Below are 13054 nucleotides of genomic sequence, written 5' to 3'. Positions count from 1 at the left end.
AGACGTACTTCAGGGCGTAGCGATCGCCAGCGATGCCTGCTCGCCCGACAGCACCACGCAGGCCTTGCGCCGATGCAGGCCACGGATCGCGCCGGTGACCTTCAGCACCCGGCCCGGTCCGCAGGAGAAATCCTGCACGAAGGCCACCTCATAAGGCGCCAAGACCAGCGGTTCGGATTTGAGGATCGTCTGTGCCGAGCACGGCAGCGTGACGAATAACGAGATCACCACCGACGCCAAGATACGCATGTTCGTCATCCCACCCAGCCCGGCAATCCCATAATAACGCGTCCCGGCGCGTGTTCCGTAAGGGGCAAAAATTATTTTTGCTTTACCGCACGCCCATGACGCTCGTGAGACCAGACATGCAAAACAAAGGCCGGCGAAGCCGGCCTTTGCAGTCTGTCGTTGCTATTCGAGGATCAGTAGCGCGAGGCCGCCGGACCGCCCCAGCCGAAGCGGTAGTTCACGCCGACCTTGACGGTATGCTCGTCCTCCCGGCCGCGCACGCCAACGACGTCCGCCGGGCCGGCGGTGACGGTGGTGTTGCCGAAATTATAGTACTGGTACTCGGCCTTGGCCGACCAGTTCGGCGCGAACATGTATTCGAGGCCGGCACCGACGGTGTAGCCGTCCTTGTTGTTGCCCGTGGTGGTGACCGCGGTGGGCACGCCGCCGACGCTGGCGCCGAAATTATTGTTGCGCCAGGCATAGCCGCCCTTGGCGTAGACCAGCGCCGGGCCCCAGGTGTAGCCGACGCGGCCCGTCACCGAGCCGAGCTGGTCGGTGTTGGAGGTCACGAGCGTGCCGGCCGGAAACAGGATGCCATGGTTGTTGGACGGCAGCCAGGAATACTGGGCCTCGATGCCGACCACCCAGTTGGGTGCGAACTGGTAGTCGAAGCCGCCCTGCACGCCGCCGAGGAAGCGGGCGTCGCTCGACTGGAAGGTGTTGTCGCCGGCGAACGCACCGCCGACATGGCCGCCGATGTAGAAGCCGGTCCAGTTGTAGACGACCTGCGGCGCCGTGTAGGCCGGAGCCTTGGTGTAGGGACGCGCCGGAATGTCGGCTGCCGCGGCTGGAGCTGCCAGCGCGAGCAGAGCGGCTGCGCCGAGCAAGAACGTCTTCATGGATGATCCCCGTTATCTCGAATTCACCCTCGGCAAACAACTTGGCTTGAATTTGGTTGCTTCGCGGCGATGCCGGAGCCTTGATCGTTCGGTCCTGCGACGAGGCTTCAACAACGGCTTTTTGTTCCCCGGCGTTCCCTCGTGACGACAGATTTTTTCGCTCGCGCGCACACTGCCGTAACAATTTGTCGCTGGGGACAAAGGCCCCGTTCAAGGCTCCCCGAAATGTGATCAGCGGCTTCCAGCCGCTCCCGTCCTACCACCAGGCGATGAAGGCGGGCTTTGCACTACCGCATCATCTTTTCGAGTTCTGGAAAGGGTGCGTAAACCGCACCCGCGCACAGCTCGCCGACCCGCTCCGCGACGCGGTCGGCGCGGCCGTTGACGTAGACGATTGCCCGCTCGCGCATTGCCCGGTAACTGCCATCACTCTCGCGCGGGGTGAAGTGCAGGCAGCTCACATAGAACGGCCGGCCGCCGACCGTGCGCATGACCGGATCCGCCATCGCGGCATCGCGCACGCCGACCGGGTCGTTCAGATAGCTGTGCATGATGGCGAGCGCCTCGCTGCGGAAATTGTCGGGAAAGGGTTGCGGCGCCGAGCTTCCGCCATCGTCCAGGGACGGCCGCCCGCCGTCGCTGCCGAAGCAAGCCGCAAGCAGCAGCGGCAGCACCAGGACGCCTACGCGCTTTGCCAATCCCCCCACGACTCCCCTCTCTCCCGACCGGACGCGAAGGACGTTCTAGCCGCAAGGTCGGGCCGAGGGAATCTGCTTCTCGCCCCAGAAGCAGCGCATCGGCCCGCCGCCATCGCTCACGCTTTCGCGAGGCGCGATGGCAGTCGGGCCGGGCCTGAACCCTATCGCGCGGTGACGGGGCAATGTGGGTCGCCACCGCGCGGGATCAGCTACTAGCTGCGCTTCTCGGTCGTCACCGGCGCACCCGGCTTGGAGACGTCGGGCTGGGCCTTCGGCTGCTTCTTGGCCGAAAGCATCTTGTGGTGATGACGATGCTTGTGGACCGACTTGTGCTCGCTCGGCGTGACGGCGGCGTTGGCGTTCATCGCCTTCGTCTTGGTGTCGAGCTTGGCATCCGTCTTCGCGTCGCTCTTGATGCCCGTCTTGGCGTCAGCCTTAACGTCAGCCTTGGCGCCGGTGGTCGACGCCTTGCTCTGCGTCTGGTCCGCCTTGATCACCGGGGCCGGCGTCGTGGTCTTGCCGGCTTCGGCAGCGAAGGCCGGAGCAGCGATGACGGAAGCGGCGATGAAAGCTGCAGAAATGGTCTTCAACATGGTGGTCTCCTCTTGGAAGGATCTTGAGGCGGCGCCCTCTCGCCAACCCTTCGATCATGGTGGAGACGTTAGGCGGGGCGCGCTGAACCCATTCTGAAGTGCGCGGATGGCTTCCGTTCATCTCGATGACATCTTTGTCATGTTCTCGGCGGCAGATCCGGCCATGGTTGTTCCGGGAATAAGCCGAGCGGTCGGGAATGTTTTTGGTGCTCAGGTGTTCCCGTCAGCAGGCAATCGTGTAGGATCGCCGCGTTTCCATACGGGAGAAATAGATGAGCAAATTTGCAAAGCTTCTGGTTCCGGCAATCGTCTCCATGACGCTGGTCGCCGTGCCGACACTCCAGAACGCCTATGCCAACGGCAGCGACAGCCCGTCTGCGCCGTCAGATTCGGGTTCGACCAAGAGCAAGAAAAAGAAGAGCTCCTCCGTCAGCGATCCCAAATTCCTCGCGGCCTATCGCACGGCCTACACCACGATCTACGATCACCACGACTATGCGAGCGCCATCGACCAGCTCAAGACGCTCAAGCGCGATGACGTCGCCGACGTCGCCAACCTGATCGGCTACTCCTATCGCAAGCTCGGCGACTACAAGCAGTCGCAGACCTACTACGAGCTGGCGCTCAAGGACGATCCGAACCACGTGCGCACCTGGCAGTATTACGGGCTCTGGCAGCTCGAACAGGGCAACCGCGAACAGGCGCAGTATCATCTGAACAAGGTCGCCTCGCTCGCCGGCACCGGCAGCGACGAATACCGCTCGCTCGCCGCGGCGCTCGACAAGCCGACGGGCACAACCCTCGTCTACTGACGACGACTCTACGTTTGAGACCAATGAACCGGCGCAACCCTCGGGGGTTGCGCCGGTTCTGTCTTGTCGGCTAGCTTTCGCGAAGTACCTCTGCTTCTCGCGTGGTGGGCAATGGATGCCTGGTTACGAGCCGCGATCGACTACATCGGCTCATGGATCGAGTTTCAGCTCGTCGGCTCGCAACAGCCGGGCCTCATCGTCGCGATCACCCATCGCGGCGAGGTCGTGGCCGAGCATGCGTTCGGCCTCGCCAATCTCGACACCGGCGAAAAGCTGACGCCGCGTCACCGCTTTCGCATTGCCTCGCATTCCAAGAGCTTCACCGCTGCGGGCATCTTGAAACTGCGCGAGCGGCGCAAGCTGCGGCTCGACGACCCCGTCGGCGACTATGTCGGGGACTTGCATCCGCGCGTCGCCGAGACGACGATCGCTCAGCTGCTCTCCCATAGCGCAGGCCTGACGCGCGACGGTGCCGACTCCGGCCAGTTCATCGACAGCCGCCCCTATCTCAACGAGGAGGAGCTGCTGGCGGAGCTGCAAACGGCGACCGCGATCGAGCCCGGCACGCGCTTCAAATATTCCAATCACGGCTTTGGCCTGATCGGGCTCGTGATCGAAGCCGTCACGAATGAGCCCTACCCCATCTGGATCAAGCGCGAGATCATCGAGCCCGCCGGCCTGCGCGAGACCGAACCGAGCCCGCCGCTTCCCAAGACCACGCCATTTGCGCGCGGTCACACGCGAAAACTGCCGCTTGGCGAGCGCTGCGTGATCCCCGGCGACAACCCCACCCACGCGATGACGTCCGCCGCCGGCTTCGTTGCGACCGCTGCCGACACCGCCCGCTTCTTCGCGCAGCTCGCGCCGAACGCCAAGAGGAGCGTGCTGTCGGTCGCGAGCCGGCGCGAAATGACACGAAACCACTGGCGCATTCCGCAGAATCTTGAGGGCTATTACGGCCTCGGCGTCAACGCCGGCAAGACCGACGGCTGGGACTGGTTCGGCCATGGCGGCGGCTTCCAGGGCTACATCTCCCGGACCTGCTCCATTCCAGCCTGCGAGCTCGCGATCACGATGCTCAGCAACTGCATCGACGGCGCCGCGCCGATCTGGATGGACGGCGCGATGCAGATCCTGCGTGCGTTCCAGAGCCGTGGGACACCCGATCGGCGGTCACGCAACTGGACCGGCCGCTGGTGGACGATCTGGGGCGCGGTCGATCTCGTGCCGATGGGCAACCGCGTCGTGGTCGCCAATCCTCAATTCAACAATCCGTTCATGGATGCGGCCGAGATCGAGGTCACCGGCCGCGATGCCGGCAACTTCGCGTCCGCCGCGGGCTACGCCAGCCATGGTGAGCCGGTGCGCCGTATCCGCGACAAGCGCGGCAAGGTTCGCGACATCTGGCTCGCCGGCATCAACGTCAAGCCCGAGAACGTGATTGCGCGCGAGATCGCGCGCAAATACACGCCGCGGAAACGCCGGCCTACTGCTTGATCATCGCCTCGACCTCGGCACGAAACGCCTGCCGCGACGCATCGCGCGAATAGAACATGTGGCCGCCCGGATAGACCACGAGCTTGACGCGCGGCCCTGAGGCAAAGGCGGGCAACTGGTCGAGTACGATCTGCGAGCCGAAATAGGGCGTGGCGAGGTCGAACAGGCCGTGTCCGACCAGCACCGTCATCTTCGCGTCCGTTGCGAGGATCTGGCGCAGCTCCGACACCGACTGCGCGGGATTGATGCCGTGGCCGAAATCCCAGGCCCGTTCGACTGCGCCGTTGAGCACCTCGTAGGAGCCGTCCGGCCGCCAGTTCAGCTTGCGCGTGAGGAGATCGACCGCGGCACTGGTCAGCGGCGCCTGAAGCGTGTCGCCCGAGGGATCGCCGAAGCGGAAGCCGGAGGAATCCGGATAGGGATCGAAGCCACGCACGGAGGCATCGTAGCGGCCGGTCACCTTGCCGTTCTTGCGGTCGAGCTCGCGGCGGAATTCGCCGACGTCGAAGCGGCCCGCGAGCCTGCGGCTCACCGCCTGGTCGATGCCGGTCAGCGTGGCGACCTTGTCGGCCAGGCGCGTGGCCGCCTCCCCGTCCGCCTCGCCTTTGACGAGGTCGGCCAGGAACTCGCCGCGCGCGTAAGCTTCCACGTCGGCGAGATCGGACCGCTTCACCGCACCTTTGGCTTCGCGCACTGTCGCGACATAGCTCGGCAGCGTCGCGACATATTGCAGGAGGCTGGTGCCGGTGAACTCGCGGAAGTCGAACAGGGGCGAGACCATGATCAGTCCCTTGACGCCGACGCCCTGCTGCATCTGCAACTGGCGCACGACCTTCGGTCCGCGAATGCCGCCATAGCTTTCGCCCGCGACGTATTTTGGCGACAGCAGCCGGTCGTGCTTCTCGAGCCAGCGGCGGATCACCAGCGCGAGTGCGCTGACATCGCCGTCGACGGAATAGAACCGCTTGCGGACATCCTCGCCGGTCGCCACGAAGCGGCTATAGCCGGTCCCGACGGGATCGATGAAGACGAGATCGGTGAAATCGAGCCAGGTCTCCGCATTGGGCCTCACCTCCGGAGAGGCCGATGGCGTGACCTCGTCGGCATTGATCGGCAGCCGCCAGGGACCGGCATTGCCGAGTTGCAGCCAGGCCGACGATGCGCCGGGCCCGCCGTTGAAGAAGAATGTCACCGGGCGCGTGGCGCGGTCGGTGCCGTCGAGCTGATAGGAGGTGTAGGCAATCTCCGCCTGCGGCTCGCCCCTGTCGTCGAATACGCGGATGGAGCCGGCGGTCGCCGAGAAATTGAGTGTCCGCCCGGACAGCTCCAGCGTCTGCCTGGTCGTTGAGTCCGGCGGCAGGCGATGCTGCTCGGCCGCTACAGGGGGATTTTGCGGCGTGTTTTGCGCGTTGCCGCCGCGTCCGCCGCCCTTCTGGCCGGCCGGCGCCGTCGCCTCGGGACGCGGCTGTGGCGGGTCGTCCGCGCGGACCGGGCCGAGCGTGGCGAAGGCGAGGAGCGCCAGCAAAAGCCCCCCGCGGCGAAGCCCCGGCGATGTGATGGTCACGCTGCTCACTCCCTGTTATCCGCTACAAGCCGTAGCACAAGATTGCGACAATGGCGCGGCATCACGGCGTATTGACCGTTTGCCATGGCGCAGGGTCACGCTCGACAAGAACCGCAGAGGTCGTATAGACGACCTCGGGACACCTTTTCGAGCCGGCCTGACCCTTTCGAGCCCCGCGATTTCATGACAAAGCCCAAGCGATATGACCGGATCGCCTTCGTCGCCAGCGCAGGCGCCGAGGCGCAGGCCGCGTTCACGCAGCTCACCGGACTTTACGGCAATTGCAATCCCGATGAGGCCGACGTCATCGTGGCGCTCGGCGGCGACGGCTTGATGCTGCAGACGCTGCACCAGCACATGCGCGCGGGCAAGCCGATGTACGGCATGCATCGCGGCACGGTCGGCTTCCTGATGAACGAGTTCTCGACTCACGACCTGCGGGCGCGGCTCGAGGCCGCGCACGAGTCGGTCATTCATCCGCTGTTGATGCGTGCGACCGACGTGCATGGCGGAGCGCATGTCCATCGCGCGATCAACGAGGTCTATCTGTTCCGCCAGACCCATCAGGCGGCGCGGCTCAAGATTCTGATCGACGAGCGCGAGCGCATGGCGGAATTGATTGCCGATGGTGTCTTGGTGGCGACGCCGGCAGGCTCGACGGCCTACAATCTTTCCGCACAGGGCCCGATCCTGCCGATCAACGCCGCCCTGCTGGCGCTGACGCCGATCAGCGCATTCCGCCCGCGTCGCTGGCGCGGCGCGCTGCTGCCCAACACCGCCTATGTCGTGATCGAGGTGCTCGAAGGCGAGAAGCGCCCCGTCGCGGCGGTCGCCGATCATGACGAGGTGCGCGATGTCCGCCGCGTCGAGGTATTGTCCGACAAGACCATCTCGATGCGGATGCTGTTCGATCCCGGCCACAGCCTGGAAGAGCGCATCCTGCGCGAGCAGTTCGGCGGCTACTAGGCCCCGCTTCGGCGGGCCCGCAAAAGCAACGCTTCCTTAACCTCCGGCGCGATATGGTTAACGAAGTTTGACCGCTTCGGCCCGGGCGTCATGTTCCGCATCGATTTCAACAAGCTGCGCTTCCTCGTCTGCGACGACAATCCGCACATGCGACGCATCCTGCGGACGCTGTTGCACTCCTTCGGCGCGCGCGAGGTCTATGAGGCCGAAGACGGCGCCACCGCCCTCGAAATGTACAGCCACTACGTGCCCGACATCGTCATCACCGATTGGGCGATGCCGATCTTCGACGGCCTCGAGCTGGCGCAGATGATCCGGCAGCCGGAATCCAAGGGCAACCCCTACGCGCCGATCATCATGCTGACCGGTCATTCCGAGAAGCGCCGGGTCACCGTGGCGCGCGATGCCGGCGTCACCGAATTCCTGGCCAAGCCGATCTCGGCCAAGGGCCTCTACCAGCGCATCCTGAACGTGGTCGCCAATCCCCGGCCCTTCATCAAGACCAAGACCTATTTCGGACCCGATCGCCGCCGCAACACGAGCTCCGCCTATATGGGCCCCGAGCGCCGCGTCGGCGAAAAGCACGAGGTGCTCCAGCAGCCCTCGCTGCTCGACAAAGCGCGGTCCTCCATCTAGCGAGCGACCTCAACCATCGAGGCAGGCATCATGGCCAGGAACAGCCCCAGAGACATCGAGGTCAAGGCCTTCGCCACCCACCACGTGATCACGCAGCCCAATCCGCTGCGCAAGGTGCTGCGCCGGGTCGAGGAAAAGGACATGGACGACCCGGTCGGTCGCGCCGAACAGGCGCTCGCCGGACTCTCCTCGGAGTTCAAGGACTGGATGGCGGTGGAGGCCGGACGGCTGGCTGCGGCCTACGCGGCCGTGCAGAAGGACGGCTTCACCAAGGAGGCGCGCGACGAGCTGTTTCGTGCGGCCCACGACATCAAGGGCGACGCCGCGACGTTCGGTTATCCGTCCGCCGCGGTCATCGCCGAAAGCCTGTGCCGCGTCATCGAGCATGCGCCGGATCTTGCCAAGGTGCCGGGCGAGCTGTTCTCGCACCACATCAACGCCATCCAGGCCATCGTGCACGAGAACACCAGGCTCGACAGCCTGAGCGTCTCGGGCGAGCTCAGCCGCCGCCTGCGCAGGGTTGCCGACGACTATCTCGCCCACGTCAACCGCGACCGCCCCGAGCATCTCGAAGCGATTCTGGCGCCGAGCATCGTGCCGGGGGATTAGCGTTCCGCCCTCTCCTCGTCATTGCGAGGAGCGTAGCGACGAAGCAATCCAGACCGCCTCCGCATAGGTAGTCTGGATTGCTTCGCTGTGCTTGCACAGCAATGATGGAGCTTGCGTCGCGAGCCGGCCCAATCGCCGGCTTTGACTACGCCGCGATCAGGTCATCATAGACCGGCGCATTCGGCTCCTCCGCGACGAGCTCGTCGCAGAACAGGCGCGCTTCCTCGCGCGCCGATTCCGTCGCGAAGCGGCGGAGCAGGATGAGCAGCGGCTCGGTCGCGTCGCGATCGGTCTCGCAATGGGTGAGCACGCGCTCGACCATCCGCCTGCGCAGCCGCGCGGCACCATCCGGGGTGTCGACAAAGCCGTTCTCGTGGCAGGCCTCGAGCGCGATCTGGAAGGCCGCGAAGGTCGATTCCGGAAAGCCCGCGCGGCGCAGAAGCGCATGCAGGCTGGCTCCGCCGCGGTCGTGCAGCAGTGCCGCGACGCGCGCCGGTGGCAGCTCCGACAATTCCGCAAGCGCCGCATTGAACAATTCGAGATTGCCCGACAATAGCGCACGCAGGATCAGGCCTGCCGTGAGCTGCGACGTCGCGCGCAGGTGGCGCACGAGGCCTTGCATGTCCTCGCCGCGCGAGCGCGCCGCGATGTTGACGGTGGAACGGTCGCGCGCCTCCGTCGCGATGCGCTCGGCACGATCGGCACTCAGCCAGTTACGGGCGATCACGAACTGCGCCAGCGTCGCGGAGAGTTTTGCGACCAGCGCGGCGCGCGTGGCCGCGGGCAGATCCTCGAGCACCAGCAGCGCCTCGCGGATCGCGGCAAGATGGCCGTGACGCTCGACGATGCGGTCCCAGGAGAACGGCGCGAGCTCGGCGTAGGGATTTTCGATCAGCTCGAGCGCCGCCGCCGCGCAGCCCACTTCGGCGATCGCGGCGCAGACCGACGCTGGCAGCGCGATACGGCGGGCGACGGCGCATTGGACCTCGCAATTGCCGGTCGCCACGATGTCGACGAGATCGGCATCGATCAGGAGCGGCGAATGTTCGAGCACGGGAAGCGCGACCGACGGCTGGTCGGTCGACAGCGCCTGAACGATCGCCGCCGGCGCCTCCGTCGAGCGCGCGAAGGCTTCCGCCATGGCCTGGCGCACCAGCGGCGACGGATCGTCGAGCAGCATCAACAGTGCGCCTTCGGCGGCGACGCGGTCGTCGTGTGAAAGGTCTGAAATCAACCAGGCACGGGCCAACGCCCGTGTTGCCTCGGCCCGCTCACCGGCGGACGCAGTCCTGATCCAATTGATAAACTGCCGAACGATCATTGTGCTTCCGGCCTACGCAACCAAACGAAACGGTGACCCCCGTCACCTGCAAGACAAAATAAACCACGACGCTTAACAAAGCGTTCACCATAACCGACTGGTATTATTGACGTTTTGTTAAGGGCTGCAAATTTTGCAGCGCGAGCCTAGCTCGAGAAGGTGCCGCTGCGATCGCTGAAGAGGTCGAGCGGCTGCGGCGCGCGAACGTCCGGCGTCGCATTCGTCACCGACGTGAGCGAGGCGTTATTGCCCCACAATTTCTGCACCGTGGCCGAAACCGGCTGCGTGCTGTCGCCGGGCTGGTAGATCGAGCGAAACACCGGTGTGCTCGGCGAATCGTCCGCCACCGTCGTCGCCGACGTCGCGCTGACCGGCGTCGCCACGCGCGTATCCGGGAAGGTCTGGAGATAGGCGGCGCTGTTGATCAGCGGCGTGGGCTGCACGCCGTTGGCACTCGCGACCTGCGTCGTCGACGGCGTGTCGCCGTACATGGCCATCGCGCTCCGCGTCGATTTCGAATTCGCGGCGCTGGCATAACGCGTATCCAGCACCGAGTAGACCTCGGAGACGCTGCGCGCGCGGCCGTCCCTGGCATAGAAGATCGAACGGTTGGCCGCGGCCGCATTGGGAAACAGCCGCGCGCCGACCGCTTGCGGATTATCCTCGGCGTTGGCGATCAGCTTGGCCGCGCCGCCGACGCCCATGAAGTGCGCCATATAGAGCTCGCTGTCGCTTGGACGGCGGCCGAGCAGGCCCGTCAGCTTGAAGCTGTTCGACTGTGTCAGCACCGCGGCCATGCTCGATGCGGCCTGCGGATCATCGCGCAGCTTCATGATCGAGCTCCGCATGGTGGGATCAGCGACCGTATAGCTACCGGAGGAGGTTTTGGTGATGGCATCGGCATAGCTGCCGTAGCCGAGCTGGGTGCCCGCCTCCTTCACGGTGCCGAGCCAGGTCTGGTCGATGAACTGATAGAGCCCGTGCGCGGACGAGGTCGACGCGCCCGCGGTCGGATTGAAATCCGATTCCATCTTCGCGGTGGTCAGCATGTATTCGAAGCTGACGCCGGTGAGATTGGAGGCCTGCTTGATCGCGCCGGTCACACGCGCCCGCGACGGATCGATCCCCGCCGTCGTCGTGGCACTTGAGTTGTCGACCGACATAATGGGCAGCCCCGCTCCGCGCGGCATTGATGACGCCGGCAATTCGGCGCCATGTCGTGCCAACCTGGGACAGCTATGGTTAATGCGGGGTTAAGATGCTTCCCCTTGTCATTCCGGGGCGCACCGAAGGTGCGAACCCGGAACGATAGGAGTCACTTCTTATAGATCGCGTCGGGATCGAACAGCCGCTCGGCCTCGACGAACACGAGCTTGGCGCTCCCGTCATCGGCCTCCACCTTGCGGTAGAAGCACGACCGGCGGCCGGTATGGCAGGCTGCGCCGACCTGTTCGACCCGGATCCAGACCGCATCCTGGTCGCAATCGGTGCGCATCTCGACGACCCGCTGGGTCTGACCCGACGTCTCACCTTTTCGCCATAACGCATTGCGCGAGCGGCTGAAGTACCAAGCTTCGCCCGTCGCGATGGTCTTGCGCAGCGCCTCGTCGTTCATGTGGGCGACCATCAGCACGTCCCCGGTCGTGGCATCCGTCGCCACGCAGGTGACAAGGCCGGTCGCGTCGAATTTGGGCTGGAAGCTCAGCCCTTCCTCGATGTCGTGGGAGTGCGTGGACACGAGACCCCTCGCAAATTCGTCGCGAGGGTCAGCGCTGTGAGCCTCGCACCAGGGACAGGAAGCGGGCCTGCTCCGCCGGATTGTCGCGGAACATGCCGGTGAAGCGGCTGGTGAACGTCATCGCGCCATGCTTGGCGACGCCGCGCACCGACATGCAGGTATGCTCGGCCTCAACCACCACCGCAACGCCGCGGGGCTTGAGGATCTCGTCGATCGCGGCCGCGATCTGCGCGGTCAGGTGCTCCTGGGTCTGGAGCCTGCGGGCGAAGATGTCGGTCAGCCGCGCGAGTTTTGAGAGGCCCACGACGCGCTCGACCGGCGTATAGGCAATGTGCGCCTTGCCGTAGAACGGCATCATGTGGTGCTCGCACTGCGAGGTGAACTCGATGTCGCGCACCAGCACGAAGTCGTCATAGCCGGCGGTCTCGCCAAAGGTGCGGTCCAGCACCTCGGCCGGGCACTGATGGTAGCCCTGATAGAGTTCGTCGAAGGCCTCGACGACGCGGCGCGGCGTGTCGAGCAGGCCCTCGCGCTCGGTGTTCTCGCCGATATAGGCGAGCAGCGTCTTCACGGCCTGCTCGGCCTCGGCGCGCGCCGGGCGCGGCTGGTCGGCACGGACGGCGGCCGCGAGAAATTCAGCAGGATCGAGCTCAGCGGGGCGATCGGCCTGCTTGTCGGAAGGCTTGCTGGGGCGGATGGGTTTGATCAACGCGTCCATGTCAACTCCGTTCGACGGCCTTGCGGCCGGAGTGTCACCGGCAGACGGGGCGGTCAAGCCGCCGGACGCCTGAGAGAGAACAACCAAGTTTGGCGATCAACCTCCCTTGACCGTCGGAGCGAGGTGCTCGACCGCCGCCGACAAGGCCACCGGGCTGTTTTTCCACCAGTTCCGACCCTATATAAGACCGAGGACGGCGGCCGCCAAGGCCGATCCCGCCGGAAGCCGCCCGGAAGGTCTCGGACTCCATCACATGCTGAACGACATCTATAACAAGCGGATCATCGAGCTGGCCGGGAATATCCCCCGTCTGGGTCGCCTCTCCGATCCCGACGCCAGCGCCACCGCTCACTCCAAGCTGTGCGGCTCGACCGTGAAGGTCGATCTCAAGATGAGTGGGGACACCGTCACCGACTTCGCCCATGACGTGAAGGCTTGCGCGCTCGGACAGGCGTCTTCATCCATCATGGCAAGTCACGTGGTCGGCTCGACTGCGAGCGAACTCCGTGAGTTACGCGAAACCGTTCGCAAGATGCTGAAGGAAAACGGCGCTCCGCCGGACGGAAAATGGGCCGAGATCAGGTTCCTCGAGCCGGTCCGCGATTACAAGGCGCGCCACGCTTCGACACTCCTGACCTTCGACGCCGTGGTCGATGCCATCGGCCAGATCGAAGCAAAGACGAAACAGCCGGCCACGGCGCAGGACTGAGCGCGGCTCATGTCATTCGGGGTTTGCGCAGGCGCGCGCCCCGGCCTGACGAAATCAATATCT

Annotated in this window: 15 protein-coding genes; 6 read left to right on the top strand and 9 right to left on the bottom strand. The window is 65.1% G+C overall.

Annotated features, from left to right (window positions below; all coding sequences use genetic code 11):
* Positions 1 to 9: 9 nt before the first annotated feature.
* From QQL28_RS00165 to QQL28_RS00150, 4 genes are all read right to left on the bottom strand, one after another.
* The gene (locus QQL28_RS00165; protein WP_284260015.1) at positions 10 to 249 is read right to left on the bottom strand and encodes a hypothetical protein; all 240 of its coding nucleotides are present in this window, start codon (positions 247 to 249) and stop codon (positions 10 to 12) included.
* Positions 250 to 422: 173 nt separating this feature from the next.
* On the bottom strand, positions 423 to 1130 hold the full coding sequence (locus QQL28_RS00160) for an outer membrane protein (RefSeq protein ID WP_284260014.1): 708 nt from the start codon (positions 1128 to 1130) through the stop codon (positions 423 to 425).
* A 287-nt stretch (positions 1131 to 1417) separates the two neighbouring features.
* The gene (locus QQL28_RS00155) at positions 1418 to 1837 is read right to left on the bottom strand and encodes a hypothetical protein (protein WP_284260013.1); all 420 of its coding nucleotides are present in this window, start codon (positions 1835 to 1837) and stop codon (positions 1418 to 1420) included.
* Positions 1838 to 2040: 203 nt separating this feature from the next.
* Positions 2041 to 2421, bottom strand: coding sequence for a His-rich protein BRANT (locus QQL28_RS00150; RefSeq protein WP_284260012.1), 381 nt, complete (start codon positions 2419 to 2421; stop codon positions 2041 to 2043).
* 272 nt (positions 2422 to 2693) lie between these two features.
* Between QQL28_RS00150 and QQL28_RS00145 the strand changes: the two genes are divergently transcribed.
* On the top strand, positions 2694 to 3233 hold the full coding sequence (locus QQL28_RS00145) for a tetratricopeptide repeat protein (RefSeq protein ID WP_284260011.1): 540 nt from the start codon (positions 2694 to 2696) through the stop codon (positions 3231 to 3233).
* Positions 3234 to 3344: 111 nt separating this feature from the next.
* Positions 3345 to 4730: a serine hydrolase domain-containing protein gene (locus tag QQL28_RS00140; RefSeq protein ID WP_284260010.1), complete on the top strand. Its 1386-nt coding sequence runs from the start codon at positions 3345 to 3347 to the stop codon at positions 4728 to 4730.
* Here QQL28_RS00140 and QQL28_RS00135 read toward each other — a convergent pair.
* Positions 4720 to 6288 carry a S10 family peptidase gene (locus QQL28_RS00135; protein ID WP_284260523.1) on the bottom strand — a complete coding sequence of 523 codons (1569 nt, stop codon included), beginning with the start codon at positions 6286 to 6288 and terminating at the stop codon, positions 4720 to 4722. The genes QQL28_RS00140 and QQL28_RS00135 overlap by 11 nt on opposite strands.
* Positions 6289 to 6477: 189 nt before the next feature.
* Between QQL28_RS00135 and QQL28_RS00130 the strand changes: the two genes are divergently transcribed.
* The 3 genes from QQL28_RS00130 (at position 6478) to QQL28_RS00120 (ending at position 8505) form a co-directional block, all read left to right on the top strand.
* Positions 6478 to 7260: an NAD kinase gene (locus QQL28_RS00130; protein WP_284260009.1), complete on the top strand. Its 783-nt coding sequence runs from the start codon at positions 6478 to 6480 to the stop codon at positions 7258 to 7260.
* 90 nt (positions 7261 to 7350) lie between these two features.
* Positions 7351 to 7896, top strand: a complete 546-nt coding sequence (locus QQL28_RS00125; RefSeq protein ID WP_027525630.1) for a response regulator — start codon at positions 7351 to 7353, stop codon at positions 7894 to 7896.
* A 30-nt stretch (positions 7897 to 7926) separates the two neighbouring features.
* A complete protein-coding gene (locus QQL28_RS00120) occupies positions 7927 to 8505 on the top strand; it encodes an Hpt domain-containing protein (RefSeq protein WP_284260008.1) in 579 nt (192 codons plus the stop codon).
* Positions 8506 to 8650: 145 nt separating this feature from the next.
* Here QQL28_RS00120 and QQL28_RS00115 read toward each other — a convergent pair whose 3' ends face one another.
* The 4 genes from QQL28_RS00115 to folE all read right to left on the bottom strand — a co-directional run bounded on the left by QQL28_RS00115 (position 8651) and on the right by folE (position 12282).
* Complete coding sequence (locus QQL28_RS00115) at positions 8651 to 9826, bottom strand: DUF2336 domain-containing protein (RefSeq protein ID WP_284260007.1); 1176 nt, start codon at positions 9824 to 9826, stop codon at positions 8651 to 8653.
* A gap of 146 nt (positions 9827 to 9972) precedes the next feature.
* The gene (locus QQL28_RS00110) at positions 9973 to 10989 is read right to left on the bottom strand and encodes a lysozyme family protein (protein ID WP_284260006.1); all 1017 of its coding nucleotides are present in this window, start codon (positions 10987 to 10989) and stop codon (positions 9973 to 9975) included.
* A 152-nt stretch (positions 10990 to 11141) separates the two neighbouring features.
* Positions 11142 to 11564 (bottom strand): phosphoribosyl-AMP cyclohydrolase, encoded by a 423-nt coding sequence (gene hisI, locus QQL28_RS00105; protein ID WP_284260005.1) that lies wholly within the window; start codon positions 11562 to 11564, stop codon positions 11142 to 11144.
* A 28-nt stretch (positions 11565 to 11592) separates the two neighbouring features.
* On the bottom strand, positions 11593 to 12282 hold the full coding sequence (folE, locus tag QQL28_RS00100; protein WP_284260004.1) for a GTP cyclohydrolase I FolE: 690 nt from the start codon (positions 12280 to 12282) through the stop codon (positions 11593 to 11595).
* A 253-nt stretch (positions 12283 to 12535) separates the two neighbouring features.
* Here folE and QQL28_RS00095 point away from each other — a divergent pair, with 253 nt between their 5' ends.
* Positions 12536 to 12991 (top strand): iron-sulfur cluster assembly scaffold protein, encoded by a 456-nt coding sequence (locus tag QQL28_RS00095; RefSeq protein ID WP_284260003.1) that lies wholly within the window; start codon positions 12536 to 12538, stop codon positions 12989 to 12991.
* Positions 12992 to 13054 lie beyond the last annotated feature (63 nt).

It is taken from the genome of Bradyrhizobium iriomotense (assembly GCF_030160715.1).
GTDB lineage: Bacteria > Pseudomonadota > Alphaproteobacteria > Rhizobiales > Xanthobacteraceae > Bradyrhizobium > Bradyrhizobium iriomotense.
This window is presented reverse-complemented; position numbering and strand designations above follow the sequence as displayed.

What these genes read in the sequence shown, in the direction of transcription:
- QQL28_RS00150 (WP_284260012.1), bottom strand. Translation starts at nt 2,421, where the DNA reads ATGTTGAAGACCATTTCTGCAGCTTTCATCGCCGCTTCCGTCATCGCT.
- QQL28_RS00125 (WP_027525630.1), top strand. Translation starts at nt 7,351, where the DNA reads ATGTTCCGCATCGATTTCAACAAGCTGCGCTTCCTCGTCTGCGACGAC.
- QQL28_RS00160 (WP_284260014.1), bottom strand. Translation starts at nt 1,130, where the DNA reads ATGAAGACGTTCTTGCTCGGCGCAGCCGCTCTGCTCGCGCTGGCAGCT.
- QQL28_RS00145 (WP_284260011.1), top strand. Translation starts at nt 2,694, where the DNA reads ATGAGCAAATTTGCAAAGCTTCTGGTTCCGGCAATCGTCTCCATGACG.
- QQL28_RS00165 (WP_284260015.1), bottom strand. Translation starts at nt 249, where the DNA reads ATGCGTATCTTGGCGTCGGTGGTGATCTCGTTATTCGTCACGCTGCCG.
- QQL28_RS00115 (WP_284260007.1), bottom strand. Translation starts at nt 9,826, where the DNA reads ATGATCGTTCGGCAGTTTATCAATTGGATCAGGACTGCGTCCGCCGGT.
- QQL28_RS00140 (WP_284260010.1), top strand. Translation starts at nt 3,345, where the DNA reads ATGGATGCCTGGTTACGAGCCGCGATCGACTACATCGGCTCATGGATC.
- QQL28_RS00130 (WP_284260009.1), top strand. Translation starts at nt 6,478, where the DNA reads ATGACAAAGCCCAAGCGATATGACCGGATCGCCTTCGTCGCCAGCGCA.
- QQL28_RS00120 (WP_284260008.1), top strand. Translation starts at nt 7,927, where the DNA reads ATGGCCAGGAACAGCCCCAGAGACATCGAGGTCAAGGCCTTCGCCACC.
- QQL28_RS00095 (WP_284260003.1), top strand. Translation starts at nt 12,536, where the DNA reads ATGCTGAACGACATCTATAACAAGCGGATCATCGAGCTGGCCGGGAAT.
- QQL28_RS00110 (WP_284260006.1), bottom strand. Translation starts at nt 10,989, where the DNA reads ATGTCGGTCGACAACTCAAGTGCCACGACGACGGCGGGGATCGATCCG.
- folE (WP_284260004.1), bottom strand. Translation starts at nt 12,282, where the DNA reads ATGGACGCGTTGATCAAACCCATCCGCCCCAGCAAGCCTTCCGACAAG.